Origin of the sequence: Pseudomonas grandcourensis (genome assembly GCF_039909015.1) — a bacterium.
Classification (GTDB): Bacteria; Pseudomonadota; Gammaproteobacteria; order Pseudomonadales; family Pseudomonadaceae; genus Aquipseudomonas; species Aquipseudomonas grandcourensis.
The window spans coordinates 2,020,790-2,045,062 of record NZ_CP150919.1; the positions used below are offsets into that span (position 1 = coordinate 2,020,790).

The 24,273-nt window shown below is 62.0% G+C and carries 16 protein-coding genes; 6 read left to right on the forward strand and 10 right to left on the reverse strand.

All coding sequences use genetic code 11. The features are described from left to right. The first annotated feature begins 207 nt into the window (after nucleotides 1–207). The 3 genes from AABM52_RS09140 to AABM52_RS09150 all read left to right on the forward strand — a co-directional run bounded on the left by AABM52_RS09140 (nucleotide 208) and on the right by AABM52_RS09150 (nucleotide 4,407). The gene (locus tag AABM52_RS09140; RefSeq protein ID WP_347911416.1) at nucleotides 208–1,413 is read left to right on the forward strand and encodes an acetyl-CoA C-acetyltransferase; all 1,206 of its coding nucleotides are present in this window, start codon (nucleotides 208–210) and stop codon (nucleotides 1,411–1,413) included. 25 nt (nucleotides 1,414–1,438) lie between these two features. After that, the gene (locus AABM52_RS09145) at nucleotides 1,439–3,583 is read left to right on the forward strand and encodes a 3-hydroxyacyl-CoA dehydrogenase NAD-binding domain-containing protein (RefSeq protein WP_347911417.1); all 2,145 of its coding nucleotides are present in this window, start codon (nucleotides 1,439–1,441) and stop codon (nucleotides 3,581–3,583) included. A gap of 95 nt (nucleotides 3,584–3,678) precedes the next feature. Continuing rightward, nucleotides 3,679–4,407, forward strand: a complete 729-nt coding sequence (locus AABM52_RS09150) for an amidotransferase (RefSeq protein WP_347911418.1) — start codon at nucleotides 3,679–3,681, stop codon at nucleotides 4,405–4,407. Nucleotides 4,408–4,557: 150 nt separating this feature from the next. Here the strand turns inward: AABM52_RS09150 and AABM52_RS09155 are convergent, their stop codons facing one another. The 7 genes from AABM52_RS09155 to pvdM form a co-directional block, all read right to left on the reverse strand. After that, complete coding sequence (locus tag AABM52_RS09155; RefSeq protein ID WP_347911419.1) at nucleotides 4,558–5,529, reverse strand: magnesium and cobalt transport protein CorA; 972 nt, start codon at nucleotides 5,527–5,529, stop codon at nucleotides 4,558–4,560. Nucleotides 5,530–5,689: 160 nt separating this feature from the next. Next, on the reverse strand, nucleotides 5,690–6,412 hold the full coding sequence (locus AABM52_RS09160) for a 1-acylglycerol-3-phosphate O-acyltransferase (RefSeq protein ID WP_347911420.1): 723 nt from the start codon (nucleotides 6,410–6,412) through the stop codon (nucleotides 5,690–5,692). Nucleotides 6,413–7,306: 894 nt separating this feature from the next. Next, nucleotides 7,307–9,724, reverse strand: a complete 2,418-nt coding sequence (locus AABM52_RS09165) for a TonB-dependent siderophore receptor (RefSeq protein WP_347911421.1) — start codon at nucleotides 9,722–9,724, stop codon at nucleotides 7,307–7,309. Between the two features lie 125 nt (nucleotides 9,725–9,849). Further along, a complete protein-coding gene (locus AABM52_RS09170) occupies nucleotides 9,850–11,499 on the reverse strand; it encodes a cyclic peptide export ABC transporter (RefSeq protein ID WP_347911422.1) in 1,650 nt (549 codons plus the stop codon). Between the two features lie 191 nt (nucleotides 11,500–11,690). Beyond that, a complete protein-coding gene (locus tag AABM52_RS09175) occupies nucleotides 11,691–12,563 on the reverse strand; it encodes a formylglycine-generating enzyme family protein (protein ID WP_347911423.1) in 873 nt (290 codons plus the stop codon). A gap of 16 nt (nucleotides 12,564–12,579) precedes the next feature. Further along, nucleotides 12,580–13,860, reverse strand: a complete 1,281-nt coding sequence (locus AABM52_RS09180; protein ID WP_347911424.1) for an aminotransferase class V-fold PLP-dependent enzyme — start codon at nucleotides 13,858–13,860, stop codon at nucleotides 12,580–12,582. Nucleotides 13,861–13,889: 29 nt separating this feature from the next. Next, nucleotides 13,890–15,239 carry a pyoverdine-tailoring dipeptidase-like protein PvdM gene (pvdM, locus tag AABM52_RS09185; RefSeq protein WP_347911425.1) on the reverse strand — a complete coding sequence of 450 codons (1,350 nt, stop codon included), beginning with the start codon at nucleotides 15,237–15,239 and terminating at the stop codon, nucleotides 13,890–13,892. A 251-nt stretch (nucleotides 15,240–15,490) separates the two neighbouring features. Between pvdM and AABM52_RS09190 the strand changes: the two genes are divergently transcribed. Beyond that, nucleotides 15,491–17,110 carry a PvdJ/PvdD/PvdP-like protein gene (locus AABM52_RS09190; protein WP_347911426.1) on the forward strand — a complete coding sequence of 540 codons (1,620 nt, stop codon included), beginning with the start codon at nucleotides 15,491–15,493 and terminating at the stop codon, nucleotides 17,108–17,110. 129 nt (nucleotides 17,111–17,239) lie between these two features. On the opposite strand, the gene AABM52_RS09195 is transcribed toward AABM52_RS09190, so the two are convergent. The 3 genes from AABM52_RS09195 to AABM52_RS09205 are packed head-to-tail and all read right to left on the reverse strand — an operon-like array spanning nucleotide 17,240 to nucleotide 21,788. Beyond that, nucleotides 17,240–18,634 (reverse strand): efflux transporter outer membrane subunit, encoded by a 1,395-nt coding sequence (locus AABM52_RS09195; RefSeq protein WP_347911427.1) that lies wholly within the window; start codon nucleotides 18,632–18,634, stop codon nucleotides 17,240–17,242. A 7-nt stretch (nucleotides 18,635–18,641) separates the two neighbouring features. Continuing rightward, nucleotides 18,642–20,615 (reverse strand): MacB family efflux pump subunit, encoded by a 1,974-nt coding sequence (locus AABM52_RS09200; protein WP_347911428.1) that lies wholly within the window; start codon nucleotides 20,613–20,615, stop codon nucleotides 18,642–18,644. After that, nucleotides 20,616–21,788, reverse strand: a complete 1,173-nt coding sequence (locus AABM52_RS09205) for an efflux RND transporter periplasmic adaptor subunit (protein ID WP_347911430.1) — start codon at nucleotides 21,786–21,788, stop codon at nucleotides 20,616–20,618. Nucleotides 21,789–22,122: 334 nt separating this feature from the next. Here AABM52_RS09205 and AABM52_RS09210 point away from each other — a divergent pair, with 334 nt between their 5' ends. Both AABM52_RS09210 and AABM52_RS09215 read left to right on the forward strand, forming a co-directional pair. Continuing rightward, complete coding sequence (locus tag AABM52_RS09210) at nucleotides 22,123–22,605, forward strand: sigma-70 family RNA polymerase sigma factor (protein ID WP_347911433.1); 483 nt, start codon at nucleotides 22,123–22,125, stop codon at nucleotides 22,603–22,605. A 133-nt stretch (nucleotides 22,606–22,738) separates the two neighbouring features. Continuing rightward, the gene (locus tag AABM52_RS09215) at nucleotides 22,739–24,076 is read left to right on the forward strand and encodes a SidA/IucD/PvdA family monooxygenase (RefSeq protein ID WP_347911435.1); all 1,338 of its coding nucleotides are present in this window, start codon (nucleotides 22,739–22,741) and stop codon (nucleotides 24,074–24,076) included. Nucleotides 24,077–24,273: the final 197 nt, after the last annotated feature.

A 24,273-nucleotide genomic window follows, 5' to 3' on the forward strand; every position in this document is an offset into this window, starting at 1 on the left:
AAAAGGCATGAGGCCTATTGCCAGCTTCTTTGGCACCCGTTGGCTAGACAGCTTGCTGTCCTGAACCGGTTAATCCGGTAGCTGACTACCGTCCGTCTGAGCGTGAGCGTCAACGTCTGTGAGCGCTGCGGTCATTGAATCAAACGCGGCTCGGGCCAAGAGTGGGCACTCGGTATTTACCCACCTGCACTACGGTTCGAGGACGTCATGACCCAAGCATTGATTTTCGACGCGTTACGCACGCCCCGTGGCAAAGGCAAGGCCGATGGCGCCTTGCACAGCGTCAAACCGGTGAACCTGGTTGCCGGTTTGCTCACTGCGCTGCAACAGCGCACGGCGCTGGACACCAGCCAGGTCGATGATGTGGTGCTCGGCTGCGTGACACCGGTTGGCGATCAAGGTTCCGACATCGCCAAGACCGCCGCTCAGGTGGCCGATTGGGATGTCAGCGTGGCGGGAGTACAGATCAACCGTTTCTGTGCTTCGGGGCTGGAGGCCGTGAACCTCGGTGCGATGAAAGTGCGTTCCGGCTTCGAAGACCTGGTGGTGGTCGGTGGTGTCGAGTCGATGTCCCGGGTGCCGATGGGCAGCGATGGCGGGGCCTGGGCGCTGGACCCGGCGACCAACCTGCACAGTCACTTCACGCCACAGGGCGTGGGTGCCGACCTGATCGCCACCCTTGAAGGCTTCAGCCGTCAGGACGTCGATGCCTACGCCCTGCATTCCCAGCAAAAGGCTGCGCGGGCGCGGGCCGACGGCTCGTTCAACAAGTCGCTGGTGCCGGTGCAGGACCAGAACGGCATCATCCTGCTCGATCACGATGAGTTCATCCGCGCCGAATCGACCCTGGAGGGGCTGGGCAAGCTCAAGCCGAGCTTCGAGATGATGGGGCAGATGGGCTTCGATGCCACCGCGCTGCGGGTCTACAGCCATGTCGAGCGGATCAACCATGTGCACACCCCCGGCAACAGCTCCGGGATTGTCGATGGCGCGGCACTGATGCTCATCGGCTCCGAAGCCAAGGGCCGGGCGCTGGGCTTGCAGCCCCGGGCGCGGATTGTCGCCTCGGCAGTCACCAGCACCGATCCGACCATCATGCTCACCGGCCCCGCGCCGGCGACCCGCAAGGCGTTGGCCAAGGCCGGGCTGCGGGTCGAAGACATCGATCTGTTCGAGGTCAACGAGGCGTTTGCGTCGGTGGTGTTGAAATTCATCAAGGACATGGCCGTCGATCCGGACAAGGTCAATGTCAACGGCGGCTCAATCGCCATGGGTCACCCGCTGGGCGCCACCGGTTGCGCCATTCTCGGCACGCTGCTCGATGAACTGGAAGCCCGACGCTTGCGTTATGGCCTCGCGACCCTGTGTGTCGGCGGCGGCATGGGCATTGCCACCATCATCGAACGCCTCTGAGCCTGGACTTCAAGGAACCCTAGTTATGAACGAAGCCATTCGTTACGAAAAAGGCCAGGACCAGATCGTTGTCCTGACCATCGACATGCCGGGCCAGAGCGCCAACACCATGAACGCGGTGTACCGCGAGGCCATGGCGGACTGCGTTGCGCGCCTGGTAGCCGACAAGGACCGCATCGCTGGTGTGATCATCACCTCGGCCAAGAAGACTTTCTTCGCAGGCGGCGACCTCAATGAACTGATCAAGGTCGGCAAACCCCAGGCCAAGGCCTTCTACGACATGGTGCTGAGCCTCAAGGGCCAATTGCGCACCCTGGAAACCCTCGGCAAGCCTGTGGTCGCGGCGATCAATGGCGCAGCATTGGGCGGCGGCTGGGAAATCTGCCTGGCCTGTCATCATCGCGTGGCGCTGGACAACCCGTCAGTGCAACTCGGCTTGCCGGAAGTTACCCTCGGCCTGCTGCCGGGCGGCGGCGGCGTGGTGCGCATGGTGCGCATGTTCGGCCTGGAAAAAGCCCTGCCTTATCTGCTTGAAGGCAAGAGGCTGCGACCGCAACAGGCGTTGCAGGCAGGATTGATCGACGCGCTGGCGAGCGATCACGAAGACTTGCTGGCCAAGGCACGGGCGTGGATTCTGGCCAACCCGGCGGCGGTACAGCGCTGGGACGTGAAGGGCTATCAGATACCGGGTGGCACACCTTCAAACCCGAAAGTCGCGCAGATGCTGGCGATTGCACCGTCGATCCTGCGCAGCAAAACCCAGGGCACGATGCCTGCGCCGGAGAAAATCCTCTGCGCGGCGGTCGAGGGCGCCCAGGTGGACTTTGACACGGCGCACCTGATCGAAACCCGCTACTTCACCGAACTGACCACCGGCCAGGTTTCGAAAAACCTGATTGGCACGTTCTGGTTCCAGCTCAATGAAATCAATGCCGGCGGCTCGCGGCCTCAAGGTTTTGCGCCTTATGTCACCCGCAAGGTCGGCGTGCTCGGCGCCGGGATGATGGGCGCCGGTATCGCCTTTGTCAGTGCGTCGGCGGGTATCGAGGTGGTGCTCAAGGACATCAGCCTCGCGGCGGCTGAGAAGGGCAAGACGCATTCGGCGGCGCTGCTGGACAAGAAGGTCGCACGCGGACAAATCAGCATCGAGCAACGCGACACCGTTCTGTCACGCATTCAAACCAGCGAAAGCGATGCCGACCTGGCCGGTTGCGACCTGATCATCGAGGCCGTGTTCGAGGATCGGGATTTGAAGGCGAAGGTCTCGTTGGCAGCGCAGAAGGTCGTCGGCGCGGACGCGGTGATCGCCTCCAACACCTCGACCTTGCCGATCAGCGGACTGGCGTGCGCCGTGCCCGACCAGGGCAAATTCATCGGCCTGCATTTTTTCAGCCCCGTGGAAAAAATGCCGCTGGTGGAAATCATCAAGGGCGCCAACACCAGCGACGAAACCCTGGCCCGCGGCTTCGATTACGTCCTGCAAATCAAGAAAACCCCGATTGTGGTCAATGACAGCCGCGGTTTCTTCACATCGCGGGTGTTCGGCACCTTCACCAACGAGGGCATCGCCATGCTGGGCGAGGGCGTGAGTGCGGCGATGATCGAGACTGAAGCGCGCAAGGCCGGCATGCCGGTAGGACCGCTGGCGATCTCTGACGAAGTGTCCCTCAGCCTGATGAACCATATCCGTCTGCAAACGGCCAAAGACCTGCAAGCAGAAGGTAAACCGCTGACAGAACACCCGGCATTCACCGTGATTGACTTGCTGCTCAATGAGTTCAAGCGTCCGGGCAAGGCTGGCGGTGGAGGTTTCTACGAGTATCCGGCGGGGGGCCAGAAACACCTGTGGCCTGAGTTGAAATCCCGCTTCGAGAAAGCCGACGGTCAGATTTCACCTAAAGATGTGCGCGATCGCTTGCTGTTCGTGCAAGCCATCGAAACCGTGCGTTGCGTGGAGGAGGGCGTGTTGACCTCGACGGCGGATGCCAACGTCGGCTCAATCTTCGGCATCGGTTTCGCCGCCTGGACCGGCGGTGCGCTGCAGTTCATCAACCAGTACGGCGTGCAGGACTTTGTTGCCCGCGCCCAGTATCTGGCCACGCAGTATGGCGAGCGGTTCGCGCCACCTGCCTTGCTGCTGGAGAAGGCCGCCAAAGGGGAGGCGTTCTAAGGGGCAGATGATGCATTTCGGGGCTTGCCTTGTCACAGCGTTTCAAGGCAGGCTCTGGGGTGTGCATTATTCCCATCACGTGTCAGGTATTTTTTATGTCGTTACGCATCTGCATTCTGGAAACCGACCACCTGCGTCCGGAATTGGTTGACCAATATCAGGGCTACGGGCAGATGTTCAAACACCTGTTTTCGCAGCAGCCGATTGCCGCCGAGTTCACCGTCTACAACGTGGTGCAGGGCGAATACCCAAGCGACGATCTGACGTTCGATGCCTACCTGGTGACGGGCAGCAAGGCCGATTCCTTCGGCACCGACCCGTGGATCGAAACCCTCAAGACATATCTGCTGACCCGCTACGAGCGCGGCGACAAGTTGCTGGGCGTCTGCTTCGGTCATCAGTTGCTGGCGTTGCTGCTCGGTGGCAAGAGCGAGCGTGCGACCCAGGGCTGGGGCGTCGGCACCCACAACTACAAATTGGCCGCCAAGGCGCCATGGATGAACCCTGTTCGCGAAGAGTTGACGCTGCTGATCAGCCACCAGGATCAGGTCACGTCGCTGCCGGAGAACGCCACGGTCATCGCTTCCAGCGATTTCTGCCCGTATGCCGCCTACCACATCAACGATCAGGTGCTGTGCTTCCAGGGGCATCCGGAATTCATCCACGACTACTCCCGCGCCCTGCTGGAAATTCGCCAGCAGGCACTGGGCGAGCAGGTCTACTCCAAAGGTATCGCGAGCCTGGAACAGGAACACCACGGCGCCACGGTTGCCGAGTGGATGATGCGGTTTGTGGCGCACAAGCCAGCGGCTGATCGAAATTAAAAACATCGCGAGCAGGCTCGCTCCCACATTGATCTCTGCAACTGCGAAGATCCACTGTGGGAGCGAGCCTGCTCGCGAAGGTCGTGAACGATAGCGCGTTGAACCAGGCACACAGCGGTGCCCTTGGCTTTTTCGCGCGCGAGCTCGCTCCTACAACCAACCCGACTTCTTGAAACTCGCCCACAACCCCAGACAACCCACCGTAATAAACCCCAGAACCCCGAAATACCCGTAGTGCCAGTTCAACTCCGGCATGTTCTGGAAGTTCATCCCGTAGATCCCCGCCACCGCCGTCGGGAAGGCCAGGATCGCCGCCCAGGCCGCAAACTTGCGTTGCACCACGCTCTGGCGTGAGGCCTCCAGCAGCACCCCGACCTCAATCGTCTGGCTGGCAATATCCGCCAGCGTCGTCAGGTCTTCCATCTGCCGCGTTACATGAATCTGCACATCGCGAAAGTACGGCCGCATGTTCTTGTCGATGAACGGGAAGCTCAGCCTCTGCAATTCCTCTCCTATCTCGATCATCGGGGCCACATAACGACGCAAGCGCAAGACATCACGACGCAGGCCATGTAGCTTCTGGATGTCGTAGTCATTCAGAGAGCCGCACAACACGTTGCGTTCCAGCTCGTCGATTTCCCCATGAATGGCTTCGCCCATCGGCTGGTAGTTCTCGATCACGAAATCGAGGATGGCATAGAGTACGAAATCTTCCCCGTGTTCGAGCAATAGCGGACGCGCCTCACAGCGTTGTCGGACATGGGCGTAGGACGCGGAGTGGCCGTTGCGCGCAGTAATGATGTAGCCATTGCCGGCAAAGATATGCGTCTCGATGAACTCGAGTTTACCTTCATGGCGGATGGGCGAATACGTCACGATGAACAGCGCATCGCCGAAGGTTTCCAGCTTCGGTCGGCTGTGCTTTTCCAGGGCGTCTTCGATCGCCAGTTCGTGCAGGTTGAACTGGCGTTGCAGGTTGTAGAGTTCCTCGGCGTTCGGCTCTTCGAGGCCGATCCAGACAAAGTGCCCGGGCTTTGCCGCCCAGGCTGCGCCTTCGTCGAGGGTGATATTGGTGACTCTCTTACCGGCGCTATAAACCGCAGCAGCAACAACTCTACCCATGGTGGTGGTTCACTTCTTTTGGCAGCTTTTAATTGGCAGCAAATGCAATGGCAGTGTTGATCAGCTTAGCCTCGCAGTGTTTGAGAGTCAGCTAAATCTGCCGGGTTCTGGGGAAAGACTTGCGGGCAAAAGAAAACCCGCACCAGGCGGGTTTTCTTTTTCAGGCGGCTTGCAGTTGCCGGTCCATCGATTCGATGCATTCACGCATCTGCTCGCGGCACTGGGCGATCAGCATGGGCATGTCGTCCAGGCTCAATCCGGCGGTGGGAATCGCCGGCAACGAGCGAATCAGGATTTTCCCGCTGCGCCAGCGGTTCAACCGCATGTGTTTGACGTAACTGCTGACGCACACCGGGACAATCGGCACCCCGGCGGCAATGGCCATCTGAAAGGCGCCTTTCTTGAAAGGCAGCAAGTCTTCACCCAGGTTGCGGGTGCCTTCCGGGAAGACCCAGATCGAGGTGTCTTTTTTTTGCAGGGTGTGGGTGGTGGTCAACATCGACTGGCGTGCCTTTTGCGCATTGCCACGGTCGATCAGCACATTGCCGGCCAGCCAGAACAGCTGCCCGAACAGCGGCACCCACTTCAGGCTCTTTTTGCCGATGCACACGGTACGGCGGGGCACCACGTTGCCAAACACAAACAGGTCATAGTTGGACTGGTGATTGGCGATGATCACGCAGCTGTCGGGCTTATCCATCAGCGGCCCGACGTCGGTCTTCACCCGCAAACGCAGAATACACATGGCCGGCCATGCGTACAGGCGTGCGCACAGGCGGCTGTTGTCCGGATTGAATGGCCGACACAGGCCGAGAATCACCCCCAGCACACCCGCCACGATAAAGTGCAGGCCCATCAATGACATACGGAACAAAAACAGCATTTACAGGCCCCACCGGGACAAAAGGTGGCGCAGTGTACGGATGTGCACTGTTTTCGGCAATTGCTCCCAGGGAGGTGGGAGATGGTCGATGTTTGAGCTGATGTTTCCGACTATTTGGTCAGATGCGGTCTAGAGCGGTTACAGACGTTTAACACAGACATATATGAAAAAGCCCGACACGACGGTCGGGCTTTTCGTTGGTGCGCCAGGCATGGCGCATTGCGCGCAAGCGCAACCAGTTTGGCTGTGGTGGCCACGCTGGTGACTTGGAGGTGAAAGTCCTCTACACACCCGGCAAGGGGAAGTGTTAGCCAGAGGCAAGGGTGTCGCGGGTGACTGCGAATCTGAAGGAAGCCCGAGGCAAAATGCTGGCCTGACGAACAGGAAGCGGATTAGGCGGTGCAGCGGGGTAAGAAGGCCAATATCTTCAAAGCCCAATACTTGCACGGAACGCTGTGACGTAGATCCGACAGGCATAAGCAGGAAGGTCGCGCGAATTACCCTGGGAGATCTGTTTAGCCTGCCATGTGCTACCGGCGTCGCGAGATGACGGGATGGGCGACAGAAGTCAGCAGAGGCCGTAGTAGTTGCTCGAAACCGGAGTAATGAAGGGCTGAACCTGCCATGAGTGGATAGTCGGGTGTGATCTCTGCTGGAGCGTAAAGCAGAAACTCCGCGTAGCGGGGGTCGAGACCATCAGGAGGTAGGGGCCGGAAGCTCCGAGGGCCGGTCTGGGCGCTTAGATACCGCAGGCGACACATCAACGGAACCAAGCTCGCTGACGTTGTTTATCAGTAGGCAGGAACCGCCGTATACGGAACCGTATGTACGGTGGTGTGAGAGGACGGCGGGGGCAACCCCGCCTCCTACTCGATCAGATGAAGCTTTGAGCAATCAGTACTGCGCGCGCAGGCTCAAGGTCAGGGTGCGCGGGTCGCCGTAGAAGTTGGTGCCCCAGGAGGCATCGACGCGGTCGTAGTACTTGCGGTCGAACAGGTTGTTGGCGGTCAGTGTCGACGACAGGTGTTCGTTGAACTTGTAGCCGACCTGGGCCGAGGTAACGGCATAGCCGCCTTGTTTGAACTTCACATCACGCTGGTAGTAGGTGTCGCTGACCACTCGCACGCCACCGGCGACGCTGAAGTCCTTGAGCGCACCGTCGGTGAACTCGTACTTGGTCCACAGGTTGTAGTTGTGCTTGGGCGTGATGGTGCTGAAGGTCTTGCCTTTGTTGGCCTGATCTCCGTCCAGGAACTTGGTGGAGGTGTAGGCGTAACCGGTGACGATGCTCCAGTTGTCGGTCAGGTTGCCGCTCAACTCGGTTTCCCAACCCTGGCTGCGTGCCTTGCCTTCAGTCATGTAGGCACCGGAGGTGTTGTCGTATTCGGCGCGGTTTTCATCGTAGATGCGAAAGGCGGCGAGGCTGGCGTTCAGGCGACCCTCGTAGAGCTCGCGCTTGAGGCCGATCTCGTACTGCTTGCCTTCGCGCGGGCCGACCGGCTGGCCGTTTGTGCCGATTTCGCTCTGCGGCTTGAACACGCCGGTGTAGCTGAAGTAGGTCGACAGTTCAGGGGTGATCTTGCCGATGATGGCGCCGTACGGCACGACCTTGCGGTTGATGCTGGTATGGGCCTCGCCGAAGTTGTTGAAGAAGGCGTTGGCGTTCTTCGCATCGCTTTCGTACCAGGTGACGCGGCTGCCGCCGATGACATCGAGCCAGTCGGTGACGTTGATCTTGGCGCGGGTGTAGACGCCGTACTGGTCGGACTTGGACCAGTTGCCGTTGACGTGCGCATAGTCGTTGCGGGGGATGTCGATGCTGCCCGGATCGAACACGTTGATCGGGAAGTACTCGCCGCCGCCGTAGGTGAAGTCCTTGTCCAGGTGCTGGTACTCGGCGCCCACGGTGAACTCGTGGCGGCGGTCGGCGAATTCGAACGGCGTGGTGACGAAGCTGTCGACGCCGATGGTCTTGATGTGGGTGTAGTAGTCGTAGGCCACGGCCCAGCTGTCACCGGTGGCCGGGTCGACCGCACCGTCGGCCCAGGTGAAGTTACGCTCCGGGGTTTCGGCATCGCGGTAGGTCAGGGTGGTCTTGAACTGACCGCCGTTGTCCAGTTCGTGGTCGAGTTCGGCGAAGGATTCCCAGACTTTTTCGTTGAGGGTGTTCCACTTGGCATCGACGAAGGTCGAGCGCGGCACGTCGAGCAACGAGCCGTCGGCGTAGGCCGGCAGGCCGAAGGCCGGGGTGGAGTTGTTCTTCTGGTAAGCGCCGCCGACCGACAGGGTGGTGGCCGGGTCGAGGTCGAATTCCAGGCGACCGTAGACCATCGGGCGTTCGTTCTGCGCGTAGTCGACGAAGGACTGGTTATTCTCGTAGGCGGTGATGAAGCGACCGCGCACGGTGCCCTGTTCGTTCAACGGGCCGGTGACGTCCACCGAAGAACGGTAGCGATCATAGGAGCCGGCGGCCAGTTCGCCACCGAGGGCGAATTTGCTCAGAGCACGCTTGCGCACCACGTTGATCGTACCGCCGGGTTCACCCGCGCCCTGGTACAGGCCCGACGGGCCGCGCAGTACTTCGATGCGATCGTACATCGCCAGGTCGAAGCTGGTGGCCATGTCGCCCTGGCCGGTGGGCTGCGAGACGCCGTCGACCTGCACCTGGTCGACGAGGAAGCCACGCATGTAGACGTCGTTGAGGCTGGAGCCGGAGTTGTAGGTCTTGATGGTCACGCCGGTGACCTGACGCATGGCGTCCTGCAGGCTGTTGAGGTTCTGGTCGTCCATGCGCTGGCGCGTGACGACGGACACTGACTGCGGGATGTCCTTGAGCTTGATGTTGCCTTTGCCGATGGTCACTTCATCGCTGGTGTAGGAGTGCGAGCCTTCGGTGGTCGGCCCCAGCGCCACGCCGGTGATGGACGTCGCGCCCAGCTGCAGTGCACTGGAGTCACCGGCCGATGGCACCAGCGACACGGTATTGCCATTCAACTGAAAATTGATGCCGCTCCCCAGCAGCAAGGTTTTCAGTGCCTGTTCCGGTTCCATGTTGCCGGACACCGCCGTGGACTTGATGCCGTTGACCATGTCCTGGCTGTAGAGAATCTGCAGGTTGGTCTGCTGGCCCAGTTCGCGTAATGCACTGGCCAGCGACTGAGCCGGCACATTGACGTTCACCGGGGCTGCCTCGACCTGGGACGTACCCAGCAGCAACAGAGTCAGCAGCGCGCCCGGCACGACCGTTCGGAATTTCTTTTGCCGTTCGATGGCTAATGCCAAGGGTGCGCGGGACAGAGTAAGGCTTTGCATTGCTCGAATCGCTCCAGAATGGTGTGTGCAGTTTTTAGTTAATGATAATTATTATTAGACGGACCACTTTGGCTAAACCGGAAAACAAACTTCAAAAAACAATGATTTGCGTGCGGCAACGGCGCTCAGGCGGTTGCGCGCTCGGTGATGACCCGGCCCGATTCCATGCGCACCAGTTGATCGGCCATGTCGAAATAGCGGTCGTCGTGGGAGATGACGATGATGGTTTTGCCCAGGCGTTTGAGGTCCGGCAGCAGCTCGGTGTAGAAGATGCGGCGGAAGGTCGGGTCCTGGTCGGCGGCCCATTCGTCGAACACCAGCACCGGGCGTTCTTCCAGCCAGGCATTGACCAGCGCCAGGCGCTTGCGCTGGCCGGTGGACAGGTCGGTGGTGGTGAAGCTGCCGTCCCTGACGCTGACCTTGTGCGCGATCTCCAGCCGTTGCAGGTATTTGTTCGCATCTTCGGGGATGTGCTGGTCGCCCTGGACCACGTCATCGAACAGGTAGTAATCGGCAAAAATCGTGGTGAACAATTGGCGGTAGTCGTCGCGATTGTGCGCATCTATGCCTTGGCCGTTGAGCAGGATCGAACCCTGTTGCGGCGCGTAGAGGCCCAGCAGCAACTTGATCAGGGTGGTCTTGCCGCAGCCGTTTTCGCCGACGATGAAAATGATGTCGCCTTGCTCGATGGTCAGGTTCACCGGGCCCAGGCGAAACGCCTCGCTGCCCGGTGCGGCGGGGAAGGCGTAGCTGACGTTGTCCAGTTGCAGGCGGTTGACCACTGTCGGTGGGGTGCCTTTGTCGTTGAGCAACAGGTGCGGCTCGGGGGAGGAAAACTGGCTGGACAGTTCGGCGATGCGGCGGAAGGCAATGCGCGCGCGGCTGACGATCGGCAAGGTGCTGACCAGGTGCTCGATCGGGCCTTTCATGTACAGCAACACCAGCACGAAGCCGCTCATCACCGCCTGGTCGGCACTGGGCCAGAACGATTGCAGGGCCAGTGCCAGGCCAATGACCACGAAGAACAGCATCGAGCCCAGGGTCTTGGCGATCACGAAGGTGTTGATCGAACGCACCTGGGTGTTACAGATGAAATCGGCGGTGCCCTGGATGCCCGATTCGAACATGCGCTGGCGGCGCGGGCGGTGGATGCGCAACTCCTTGGCGCCACCGGCAATGGCGTTGTAGTGCTTTTGCAAATCGTCCTCGGCGTCGCGGGCGGCCATGAAACCCAGGATGCCCTTGCCCTGGGCGTAGAACTGGATGCCGGTGCCGATGGCAATCGCCAGCACCATCATCAGGAACATCGGCCACGACAACATCGCCAGGTAACCCATGCAGCCGAGGGTCACGGTCAGGGAAATCGCCAGCGGCGCGAAGGCGAAGGCGAAGTCGCTGATGGTGTCGACGTCGTGGGTCAGCACCGGGATCAGTCGGTGGCTGCGGTAGCGCTCGATCTGTTCGATGGGCGCCGAGAGGACTTTCTCCCCCAGCATTTTGCGCAGCCTGGCAATGATGTGCTGGCCGACGTAGTTGGTGCCGATGTCCGAACAGATCGAGCTACCCAAGGCCAGCAGGCACAGGCCGCCGAACAGGGCGACCACGCCTTGGGTCAGGCCATCCGCCGAGTGCAACGCGTTGTTGATGGTGGCCAGCAACACCGTGACGCTCAGGCCGCCCACCATGCCCAGGACAATGGACGCGGCAACGATCAGTCGAAACGGTTTCAACAGGGCCAGTAATTCGCCGATGGCACCTCGGGTAGGCTGGGTCATGGCAAGCAGTTCCTTGGGTCGTAAGGCAGATACCCAGTAGAACGTCTGATGGAGGGCTTTATTTAAACGGCGGGAGACACAAAACCTGTGGGAGCGGGCTTGCTCGCGAAAGCGGTGGATCAGAAAAATTGATGTTGACTGACACGACGCCTTCGCGAGCAAGCCCGCTCCCACAAGGGGTGGGGGAGGGATTAGAGCGTGCGTACTACACGAAATCCGATCCAGTCGCCACGGGTCTGCGGGTCGATGTCATTGCGGTTGCCCGAGCGGGAAAACACCGGCGCTTCGCCCCAGTCGTTGCCGCGGATGCGCAGGGTGTCGCAGTTCGGTTCGGTCCAGGCGCTGCCGTCGGTGGGCGCGCCGACGTAGTCCGGGTGGTAGCAGTCGGCGATCCACTCGTAGACATTGCCGTGCATGTCGTACATGCCGAAGGCATTCGCCGGATAGCTGCCCACCGGTGAGGAATAGCTGTAGCCATCGGTGGGGCCGTAGGTGTTGGCATGGGTGGCGATGCTGTACTCGGTGCCGGGGTCGAACGGGAAGGGGAACGCTCCCTTTGACCCGGCACGGGCGGCGTACTCGCGCTGGGCCTCGCTGACGATGTGGTAGTGCTGGCCGGTCTTGATCGACAGCCAGGCGACGTAGGCGCTGACCTCGGCGAAGTTCATGCACACCGCCGGCTGACGCGGGCCCTGTGGATAACGCGGCTTGCTGTTGATGCACTCGCGGCCGGGGCGGGTGTCGCCATCGGGCAGGGTGATCCCGGTTTCCTTCATGTATTGGGCCCATTCGCCGGCGGTGATCTGGTAGCGGCTCATGGCGAAGGGTTTGTCGAACGTCACCTCATGCATCGGGCCTTCATCAGGTTCGCGGCCGACCTCGTCGTCCGGGGTGCCCATGGTGAAGGTGCCGGCGGGCAGCACCACCATTTCCGGGCAGTTACGGCAATCCTTGAAGACCTTGCCGGGCAATGGCGCGGTGTAGGCCTGGGCGAGGCCGGGCAAGGCGCTGCCGAGCACGGCCAACAGCGTCAGGGCGCCGAGTTTTTTCAGGGTGCTTTTCATAATGGCTCTCGCTCAGTCAGACCTGGTTGGCCAGCAGTTCCATCAGGCGGTCGATATGCGCTTCGGTATTGAGCAGCCCCGGCGACACGCGAATGATCGGCCCGACATCACGGTCCACGGCGTCACACACCACGCGTTGATCCATCAGGTAATTGGCGACTGCTTCGCAATCCCGGTTCTTGATGCGGAAGAAGGTGAAACCGGCGGAATACTCCGGCGACAGCGGTGTGACCAGTTCCACCGACGGGTGTGCCTGCAAGCGTTTCTTCAGGTAGCTGTTGATGGCGTGAATGCGCGTCGCGACCTCGGCCTTGCCCAGTTCCAAATGCAATTTGAAGGCTTCGGTCAGCGCCCAACGGTGTTCGAACGAGTGGTAGCCGCCGTAGGTCATCACCGTGGAAAACTGGGTGGCTTCGGAGAAGGTCGGGATGGTCGGGGTCACGTCCTTGAGTTCGTCGGAGCGGGCGCAGATGATCCCGGTGCCCCGTGGGCCGAACATCCACTTGTGCGTGCCGGCGATGAAGAAGTCGCAGTGCATGTCCGGGAAATCGACGTTCTCCACGCCGAAGCCGTGGACGCCATCGATCACGTAGAGGATGCGGTCCTTGTCGGCGCGGCCACGGTTTTTCTCCTCCACCAGTTTGCCGATCTCTCCGATGGGCAGTTTCACGCCGCTGCCGGAATGCACCCAGGTCATGCCCAGTACGCGGGTCTCGGGGCGGATGTTGCGTTCGATCGCGGCCAGCACTTCGGCGGTCGAGACCTTGTACGGGTCTTCGAACAATTTGATCTTGCGAACCTGGGTGCCGTCCTTCTGTGTGCGGTATTCGAACACGCTGTTGGCGGCGTAGTGCTCGTGTTCGCTGGTGAGGATTTCCTGGTCCGGGCGCACGTGGATGCCGGCGTAGATCATCGCCAGGCCTTCGGTGGTGCTGCCGGTCAGGGCGATCTGCGACGGCTTGGCTTTCAGGTAACGACCGGCCCACACGCGCACCTCTTCTTCGCGGCGTTCGGTTTCGCCGCGATGCCAGTCCATGGCCAGACCCGGGTTGCGATCCAGATTGGCGCGGTGCATCTCGATGGCTTCACGCACGGGAAGTGGGTGCGAGGTCACCAGGAAGTTGGCGAAGTGCAGATAGTTCGGATCTTGGGTGAAAAGTTGGCGCAACTGGTCCCATTTGTCCTTGGGCAGTGGCGCGGGGCTGGCGGCCCGTGCCGGCAGGCTCACGGCGGAGGCCAAGGGGATGCCGGCCGCGAGGATGCCGGCCTGCTTGAGGAATGAACGACGGTTGGTCATGGATTCGGTTCGCTTTGGCAAAGGAGAAATCAGTTTTGAACGACAGGCCGGGAGGACTTCTGCACCTGGTCCCAGACCCGCAGGAAGTTGCCGCCCCAGAGCTTGGCGATGTCGGCCTCGCTGTAGCCTCGGCTGATCAGTTCGGCGGTCACGTTGCGGGCCTCGCTGACGTCTTTCCAGCCGTCGAGACCGCCGCCGTCGTTGAAGTCGGAGCTGATGCCGACGTGGTCGATGCCGATTTTCTTCACGGTGTAGTCGATTGCATCGCCGTAATCCTTGAGGGTGGCCTTGGGTTCTTCGTCGAGGATCGAATAGAGCTGGCTGGCGTACTCGCCGAAGCGCTGCTCGGGCCAGACGGTGATCACCGGGTCGCCGGGCATCAGAGCCATCTCCAGGCCTTGCAGCGGTTGCAGGTCGAAACGGGCGCGCAGGGCGTTGAGCTTGTCCTGAGTGGCCTGGCTCAGCGGGCGGATGTAGGTCGGGAAGCCGACGATCTGCACCACGCCGCCGCTGCTCTTGATCAGCTGCATTTCCGCGTCGCTGAGGTTGCGCGGGATGTCCACCAGGGCGCGCGGCGCCGAGTGGGAGGCGACCATCGGCGTGCGGCTCAGTTGCGCCACTTGCTCCAGGGCCTTGGTCGACATCTGCGACACATCGATGATCACGCCCAGGTCGTTGAGGCGATGCACCGCTTGCTTGCCGATGTCCGACAGCCCGCCCAGGGCATCCCGGGAATCGTTGAAAAACGGCAGCGGCCGCGACGAGTCGGCCCAGGCGTTGTTGCCCACGTAGCTGAAGCCGAACATGCGCATGCCGCGCGCGGCCCACTTGTCCAGGGCATTGAGGTCATTGCCCAGCGGGTAGGCGTTGAGCATGCTGATGAACACCGCGAACTTGCCTTCACCGTGCAGGCGGCGGAAGTCGTCGGGGGTGTAGGCGATGGCCACCTGGTTGGGGAAGTCACGGACCATGGCGCTGATGATCTTGTAGCGGGTTTCCTGCTCGTGTCGGGCCTCGTCGACGAAGCCGGCGGTAGGGCGATGGGGCGCGTTGGGGCCGTTCCAGATTTCCGGCCAGCCGAAAATCGTCAGCGCCGCACCGGACAGGCGCCCGCGCCCGGTCTTGACCAGGTCGAACTGGCCTTCGCCGTCCTTGTCGACTTCGTTGCCGGCGGTGCCGAAATCCATGGGCACGGTGATGTGGCTGTCGAACGAGAGGATGCGCTCCTGCAACTGATCGGCCTGTTTCATCACTTTGACCGGGTAGCCGGGATTGTCCCTGAACCCGTAGTCCCAGGCCACGAAGCCTGCGCCCGCGCTGATCGCCAGGGCCAGCGGCAGGCCGATGAAAAGAGCCTTTTTCGAACGTGGTTTTGTCATTGCCGTCTCAGTCAGGTTCGCCGTCAGGGTGCAGGCGCGGGGGCCTTTGTTATCTGGGGGGAACGAGTGGCTGGCCATGGAATTTAGGTTGATCCCAAAAGATCGCAGCCTGCGGCAGCTCCTACATTGGATCGGCATGCACCTGTAGGAGCTGCCGAAGGCTGCGATCTTTCAAGGCACCGTAAATTTGTCGGTGCAACAAACGTTCTAGCTTGGATAAAGCCTGCTCCATGGCTGACACAGGTAGGGCAATGACGATTTCTCGACGATGGTTCCTCGCGGGTCTGGCGCTGACCGGTGCCGCCGTGCCCGCGGTGTATTACGGGCATCGCGAACTGACCAGGCCGGACCCGACGATCACCCCCGGCGAAGCCTCGTTCGACGTGGCGGATGTTGCCGGCCAACGCTTGGCGGATACCTTGCGCGGGGTCTGGCAGATTCGTTTCGAGGGTCGTGACGCCGGCATCGAAGGCTTGCCCCTCGAAGGCCTGGAGGTGTTCCTCGACATCGGCCACAAGGGGCGCGGTGTCATTGGTTATCTCGACACCGCCGAGCGTTTGCGCTCCACCGAAGATCCCCGTTACCGGGTACTCGGCGACCTGTCCGGGGCCAACCCGAAGCAGCTGGCCTGGCGACTGCTGGGCGCCAGCGGCTGTTGCGATTACGAATTCGACATGACCCTGGACGAAGTCTGGGCCGGTTTCGGTAACGCCGGCAGCGGCAGTCTCAGTGGGCGCGTGCTGGACCTCAATCGCCCGCTGATGCTGACGGCCCAGGACAATCGATTCATTGCCGTCAAACGGGTATTCCCTGAAGCTCGCGAGCGCGCCGGCCTCAATCCGACCCTGCTGACCTGGCTGGTATCGCCGGAGCACCGGTTGTTCCACCAGCTCTGGCATGCCACCCGGGACAAGTGGCACAAGCTGTCCGAAGACCAGCGCGGCGCCTTGCGTGGGCTCGGCTGGCAGCCCGGCCCTCGGGACCGGGAGCGCGATGCCCGTGGCGAACGCAAGGATCGCAACGGCTCGGGTGTGGACTTTTTCTTCATGCACCGGCACATGCTCGGCACGGCGCGGTCGATGCAGGACCTGCCGTCCTGGACGCACTTCCCGTTGCCGCAGCCGGAACTGGCGCGGGACCGGCTCGGCTTCGCCCGTTATTTCGACAATCACGACGGCACTGCGCTGCCGCCGACCTGGCTGGCCGAGGAGGATGACGAGTACACGCAATGGGTCAGCGACATCAAGACTGGCGAGACCTATCACAGCAACTTCCAGGTCTGGGAATCCCGCTACCGCGACCCGCGTTACCTGTCGACGCTGACCCTCGGCCAGTTCGGCTCAGAGGTCGAACTGGGACTGCACGACTGGCTGCACATGCGCTGGGCTTCGGTGCCCCGTGATCCGTCCAACGGTCAACCAGTACCGTTCGCCCGGGATCCGGCGGACTTTTCCGCACGCTGGTTTGCACCGGAAAACGATTTTCTCGGCGACCCGTTTTCCTCCCATGTGAGCCCGGTGTTCTGGCATTTCCACGGCTGGATCGACGATCGCCTGGAAGACTGGTTCCGCGCCCACGAGCGCTTCCATCCGGGGCAGGTCAGTCGGCTGCCGGTCAACGGCGTGCAATGGTTCGCGCCGGGGCGCTGGGTCGAGATCGATGACCCCTGGCTCGGGCCGATCACCCATGGCTGCAGCACCACGCCGGGGTTGCAGGCCGGCAAGTCAGTGGAAATGGACCCGGAAACCATGAAGCTGGCGCTGCGCATTACCTTTGGCGAGGATGAGACGAAGCTGAAGGATTTGTTCCGCAAGGTGCCGCAGCGACCGTGGTATGCGCGCAATCTGAAGGCTAGACAGAGCCAGGCTTGATACCGCGTTATCGTTCAATCGCGAGCAAGCTCGCTCCCACAGGTCATGCGTCGTGCCCGGATCATGCGGCAAATACAAAACTCTGTGGGAGCGAGCTTGCTCGCGATGGCGTCCTGACAGGCACCACAACTAACGAACCTGCCACCCCCCACCCAACGCCTTGTACAGGGCAATACTCGCCTGCATCCGCGACAGCCGTAGTTGCACGTTCAAATCCTGCGCCGCATACAGCGTGCGCTGGGTTTCCAGCACCGTCAGCAAATCCTCAGCCCCGGCCTGGTAGCGGCTTTGCGCGATGTTGAAGGCGGTCTGTGCCTGGCTCAGTTCCTCACTCTGCCACCCGCGCTGTTCATCCAGTCCGCGAATGTTGTTGAGGGCTTTTTCGACGTCGGCGAAGCCGTTGATGATCGCGCCGCGATAGGTCTCCAGCAGTTCTTCCTGGCGCGCCGTGGCCTTGTCGCGCTGGGCGCCGAGGCGGCCGTTGTTGAACACCGGCGCGAGCAGCCCGGCGGTGAGGTTGTAGAAGGGGCTGCGCAGGATGTCGTCGGCCCGGTCGGCGCCGGAGCCGATTTCGGCGGTGAGGGTCACGGTCGGCAGCATCGCGGCCCGGGCGACGGTGACGTCGGCCTGGGCGGCGGCCAGTTGCGCCTCGGCCCGGGCAATGTCCGGGCGGCGGCTGAGCAACTGGCTGGGCACACCGGCATCAATCGCCGGCCAGGTCAGTTGATCGAAGCGTTCCTGGCCCAACGACAGCGCCTGAACCGGGCGGCCGAGCAGGGCGGCGAGGCTGATCCGCGCATCCTCGGCCTGTTGCTGCACCAGCGGCAGCTGGCGTTGCTGCGCCGCCACCAGGCTTTTTTGCTGCGCCAGTTCCAGGGCCGTGGCCGAACCCGAATCGAAACGGGTCTGCACCAGTTTCAACACGCTTTGGGCATTGGCCAGGTTCAATTCGGCGATGCGGCTCTGCTCCTGCAACGACAAAGCTTGCGTGTAGCCGTTGGCCACGCCGCTGAGTAACGTTAACCCCACCGTGGCCTGATCGAACTCGCTGGCTTGCAGACTGAATTGCGCACTGTCGCGGCTGGCCCGTTGGCCACCCCAGAAATCGATTTCGTAGCTGGCAACAAGGTTCGCCGTGAAGTAGTCGACGGCGTCGTTATCGCTGTCGGCATCGAGCTGGCTGTAGCCACTACCCCGCAGCAGTTTCTGGCGGTTGACGTTGACCCCGGCCTTGACCTCGGGCAGTTGCGAGCCGCCGGCAATTACCGTGTCGGCCTGGGCCTGGCGCACTCTGGCGATGGCGGCGGCCAGGTCGTAGCTGCCGAGCCGCGCCTGTTCGATCAGGTGACCCAGTTGCGGGCTGCCGAAGCGGTTCCACCATTGCTGGTTGTCATGGACAGCGCCTGCGGCGTGCGGCGATTGCCAGGCGGTCGGCGCCTGGATGCCGCTGTCGGGACGTTGGGTTGGAGTGCCGCAGGCACTGAGCAACAGGCACAGGGTTAACACACTGAGTGGCGGCTTCATCAATCGATCATTCACTGGTAAGGGCCGTGACCGGGTCGAGTCGGGCAGCTTTGCGGGCCGGCATGTAGCCGAAAACGACACCGGTGACCAGGGCGCAGCCGAAGGCACCCAGCACCGCTATCAAGGAGAACGCGACAGCGACTTCGCTGAAAATCAGCACGCCACCGACGATCAGCGCCAGGGCAATCCCGGTGAGGCCGCCCACCACCGAGAGCATCACCGCTTCGGTGAGGAACTGGCGCAGGATGTCGCGCTGGCGGGCACCGGTGGCCATGCGGATACCGATCTCGCGGGTGCGTTCGCGCACGGTCATGAGCATGATGTTCATCACGCCGATCCCGCCCACCAGCAGGGAAATCGCCGCAATCGAGCCGAGCATCAGCGACAGGGTATTTTGCGTGCGCGCCTCGGCCTGGATCATCGCCGCGTTGTTGGTCAGTTCGAAATCGTGCTTGCCGTCATGCAGGCGCAGCATCAGTTGCTCGATGGCTTTTTCGGTTTCCTTGACCTTGCGCGCGTCGGCGGCGGCGATGGCGATGTACTCGGGATTGTGGGTGCCGAACAGCCGCACGCTGGCGGCGGAGTAGGGGATGGCGATGCGGTCGTCGCTGTCGGAGTCGCCGGAGCTGGCGCCTTTTTCCGCGAGCACGCCGACCACCTGGAAGGGTACGTTTTCGATCAGGATGTACTGGCCGATCGGGTTGGCCACGTCCTTGAGCAGTTTGGTCCGCACCTTGTGCCCGATCACTGCGACCGCCGCGGCGTTCTGTTCATCGGCGTGGGTGAAGTAGCTGCCTTCGACCACCGGCCAGTTGAAAATCGCCGGGAAGTTGGTGTCGTTGCCGCCGACGTAGCTCAAGTGATCGAGGTTGCCAAAACGCACCCCGGCCTCCTGGCCGTTGACCGGCATGATCCGCATCACCTGGGGCAAGCTGGCAATCGCGGCGACGTCATCGAGGGTGACGATGCCCATGGGCGTGCGCGGGTTGGGCGCCGAGCCGCTGAGGTAAATGATGTTGGAACCGAACGCGCCCATCTGCGCCATCACCTGGCGCTTGCTGCCTTCGCCGACGGCCAGCATCACCACCACTGAGGCGACGCCGATGATGATGCCGAGCAAGGTCAGCGCGGTGCGGAACTTGTTGATCCACATCACCCGCCACGCCGCGTGCACGGCATCGACCAGCTCGCCTTTCCAGGCACCGGTGGCTTCGGCGCCTTCGCTCAGGCGCTTGCGCAAATCGACGGCTTGCAGGGCGCCGGGGTTGGCCGAGTTTTGTGCGGTCGGGTTGTCCCGGGCGCTGTCGCTGATGATCAGGCCGTCGCGGATCTCGATGATGCGTTTGGCCCGGGCCGCCACTTCGCGGTCGTGGGTGATGAGGATCACCACGTGGCCCTGGCTCGCCAGTTCGTCGAGCAGGGTCATGACCTCGGCGCCGCTGTGGCTGTCGAGGGCGCCGGTGGGCTCGTCGGCCAGGATGATGTGACCGCCATTCATCAACGCGCGGGCAATCGACACCCGTTGCTGCTGCCCGCCGGAGAGCTGGTGCGGGCGGTTGCCGGTGCGCGAAGCCAGGCCGAGACGGTCGAGCAGGGCGGCGGCGCGGGCGTGGCGTTCGGCGGCGGGCAAGCCTGCGTAGATCGCCGGCATCTCAACGTTTTCCTGGGCCGAGCCGGATGGAATCAGGTGGTAGCCCTGGAACACAAAGCCGAAGGCTTCACGCCGCAGCCAGGCCAGTTCGTCACTGTCCAGGGCGGCGACGTTTTCCCCGGCGAAGCGGTATTCGCCGGAGGTCGGGCGGTCGAGGCAGCCGAGGATGTTCATCAGCGTCGACTTGCCGGAGCCGGAAGCGCCGACAATCGCCACGAACTCCCCGGCATGGATCGACAGGTCGATGCCACGCAGCACGTGGACTTCAGGCGCGTCACCACCGCCGTAGGCTTTGCGGATGTCCGACAGGTCGATCAGGGGCGTGTGCATTCAGCCGCCACTCCCGTCGACCGGGCCGATCAACAGGTGATCGCCTTCTTGCAGGCCGTCGAGGATCTGCACCCGCAGGCGGTCGCTGATGCCGGTGCGCACGCTGCGCTGCTCAATGCTGCCGTTGCGGGCGACCACTTGCGCTGTCTGCTGGTCTGATTGCGTGCCGGCCTGCAGGGCTGCGATGGGCGCGGTGAGTACGTTCTGCGCCTGATTGGCGACGAAAAATACTTGTGTGGTCATTTCCGCCATCAGGGCGTTGTCGGCGTTGTCGACGTCCAGCAACACGGTGTACAGCACCACGCGGGCACTCCCGCTTTTGCTGGTGCTGGCGGGGCTGCCGCCGCCCTGGCTGGTCTGGTCCAGGGGCTTGGGCGGGACGGGGAGGATTTGCCGCACGGTGCTGGTCCAGCGTCGGGTGCCGCCGCTCAGGGTGGTGAACCAGGCGTGCATGCCGGGTTTGACGTGGCCGATGTCGGCCTCCGAGACCTCGGCCCACACGGTCATCGGCGACAGTTTGGCGATGCGCAGGATCAGCGGCGTTTGCTGCTGGGCGTTGAGGGTCTGGCCTTCGCGAGCATCCAGCGCCACCACGGTGCCTGCCATCGGTGCATAGATCCGTGTGTAGCCGAGCTCCGCCTGATCGCTGCGCAGGCTGGCTTCGGCCTGGCGGATCTGCGCCTGGAACATGTCGACCCGTGCCTGGGTGGCGCGCAGTTCGGCCTGGGCGGTCTGCACGTCTTCTTCACGGGTGGCGCCGCCGGCGGCGAGTTTCTGTTGGCGTTGGTATTTCTGCCGGGCCAGGTCGTGTTGCGCCCGCTGTTCCTGCAGCTGCGCCTTGAGATTTTCGACGGAGAAGCGCCCGGCATCGAGTTTGGCCTGTTGCGTGGACGGGTCGATTTCCACCAGCAACTGGCCTTCCTTGACCTGGTCGCCGACTTCCACGTGGATCTTGTGGATCTGCCCGGAGGCCTGGGCGCCGACGTCGACATAGCGCCGCGGTTGCAGGGTGCCCAAGGCCGTGACGCTGCTTTCAATGTCGGCGCGGCTGACCTGGACGGTGGCGAACCCGTCGCGGCCCGGCGGAATGAACTGCCAGGCGGCGACGGCAGCCACGGGGATCAGACAAAGTGCTGCAAGCAGGGCGCGTCGGGTCTGTCGGGGACGTTTCATGCAGGGTTCCGGCCTGGGAAAATCGGCCCGTCGTTCAGCGGCGGGACGATGGCTGAACGCTGCCGGCAGGGCCGGACAGGGACGGGGAGCTGTCCTGTAAACGATGAACCCGGCGGGAAATTTAACCGGCGACACAAGGTGTAACACCTGTAGAAGCGGTGTACAGCCGCTAGACCATGACTATTTATCGGGCAAGGCGACGCAGTACTTTAAATCTATATGAGAATTACTATAAATTACGCGACTCGAACTGCCACTATCGTGCCACTGTGTGATTCAGCAGTCGCCGAACCGGCTCAAGGACAGAAACCGCACCCCCGTGCGGACGGGAGTCATGTTGGAAAACTACTATCGCGAACTGGTGTGTTTCCTCAACGCCAGGCTGGGCAACCGTCAGGTGGCCGAAGATGTGGTGCATGACGCTTACCTGCGGGTCCTGGAGCGTTCCAGTGATACGCCGATCGAGCAGCCCCGGGCATTCCTCTATCGCACCGCCCTCAACCTGGTTATCGACGACCATCGACGCAACACCCTGCGTCAGGCCGAACCCCTGGACGTGCTCGACAATGAGGAGCGCTATTTCACCCCTTCGCCGCAAAACGTGCTCGATCATGGCCAGCGCCTGGAAATGCTCCAGAGTGCCCTGGCGGAGTTGCCGAGGCTGTGCCGCGAGAGTTTCCTGTTGCGCAAGATCGAAGGCCTGTCCCATTCGCAAATTGCCGAGCAACTGGGCATTTCCCGGGCAATGGTCGAGAAGCACATTGTCAACGCCATGAAGCATTGCCGCATACGGATGCGACAGTGGGACGCCCAGTGATCCTGCGCGGTTAAATTTTTTTTCACGGTCCTCGTTCCTACTCAACAGACGACCTGTTGTGCGGCCCTTGGTGGGTCAGGTCACTTAGGTTCAATGCCCCGCCTTTGAGGGGAACATCCAGAGGACACTGGAAATGACACAGGCAATTGCTTCGCCCCTCGTTCACGACCTGATCGGCGTCGGTTTCGGCCCGTCGAACCTGGCACTGGCCATCGCACTGCAAGAGCGCGGGGCGAGCCAGGGCAACCTGGATGTGCTGTTCCTCGACAAGCAGGCCGACTACCGCTGGCACGGCAATACCCTGGTGACCCAGAGCGAGTTGCAGATTTCCTTCCTCAAGGACCTGGTGACCCTGCGCAATCCGACCAGCCCTTACTCGTTCGTCAATTACCTCAAGGCCCACGGGCGCCTGGTGGACTTCATCAACCTGGGCACCTTCTATCCGTGCCGCATGGAGTACAACGACTACCTGCGCTGGGTCGCCGGACAGTTCACCGCGCAAAGCCGCTACGGCGAAGAAGTGCTGACCATCGAGCCGGTATTGCACAACCATCAGGTCGAGGCGTTGCGTGTGATTTCCCGCGATGCGACAGGGCATCAACAGGTGCGCACCACCCGTTCGGTGGTGGTCAGCGCCGGTGGCACGCCACGCATTCCCGAAGTGTTCAGGGCGCTCAAGGATGACGGCCGGGTGTTCCACCATTCCCAGTACCTGGCGCAGATGGCCAAGCAGCCGTGCGTGGACAACCGGCCGATGAGCATTGCGATCATCGGTGGTGGGCAGAGCGCGGCGGAGGCCTTCATCGATTTGAACGACAGCTTCCCGTCGGTGCAGGTGGACATGATCCTGCGCGGCTCGGCACTCAAGCCGGCCGACGACAGCCCCTTCGTCAACGAAGTGTTCTCGCCGGAGTTCACCGACCTGGTGTTCCAGCAGCCCGACAGCGAGCGCGAGCGTCTGGTCAACGAGTACCACAACACCAACTATTCGGTGGTGGACATCGATCTGATCGAGCGTATCTACGGCATCTTCTATCGGCAGAAAGTCTCGGGCATCGCCCGTCATGCGTTCCACACCCTGACCACGATCGAAAAGGCCACCGCCAACGAACGCGGTATCGAACTGGTGTTGCGCAACAACGCGACTGGCGAAGTCTCGGTGCGTCACTACGACGCCGTGGTGTTGGCCACCGGTTACGAGCGGCAGATGCACCGCAAGTTGCTGGCGCCGCTGCAAGAGTACCTGGGGGATTTCGAGGTCGATCGCAACTACAAGCTGATCACCGATGAACGCTGCAAGGCCGGCCTCTACATGCAGGGTTTTTGTCAGGCCAGCCATGGGCTGAGCGACACCTTGCTGTCGATCCTGCCGATTCGTGCCGATGAGATTGCAGGCTCCTTGTATGAGCATGGCAAGCATCGCGGGCAGGGGCGGTCGGTGGTGGATTTGTTGTTGGCGACGGCCAGTTAAGTCCTGCGGTGCCTGTCAGGCCGCCATCGCGAGCAGGCTCACTCCTACAATGGATCTGTGTTCGCAGGACAAATGTAGGAGTGAGCCTGCTCGCGATGGCGGCCTGAAAGAACACCGCAAATATTAATTCCTGAACCCTTCCTGAAGAACCCCGCGATTCCCCCTGCAAGCTTTTGTAACGGGTTTACTCTCCAAAC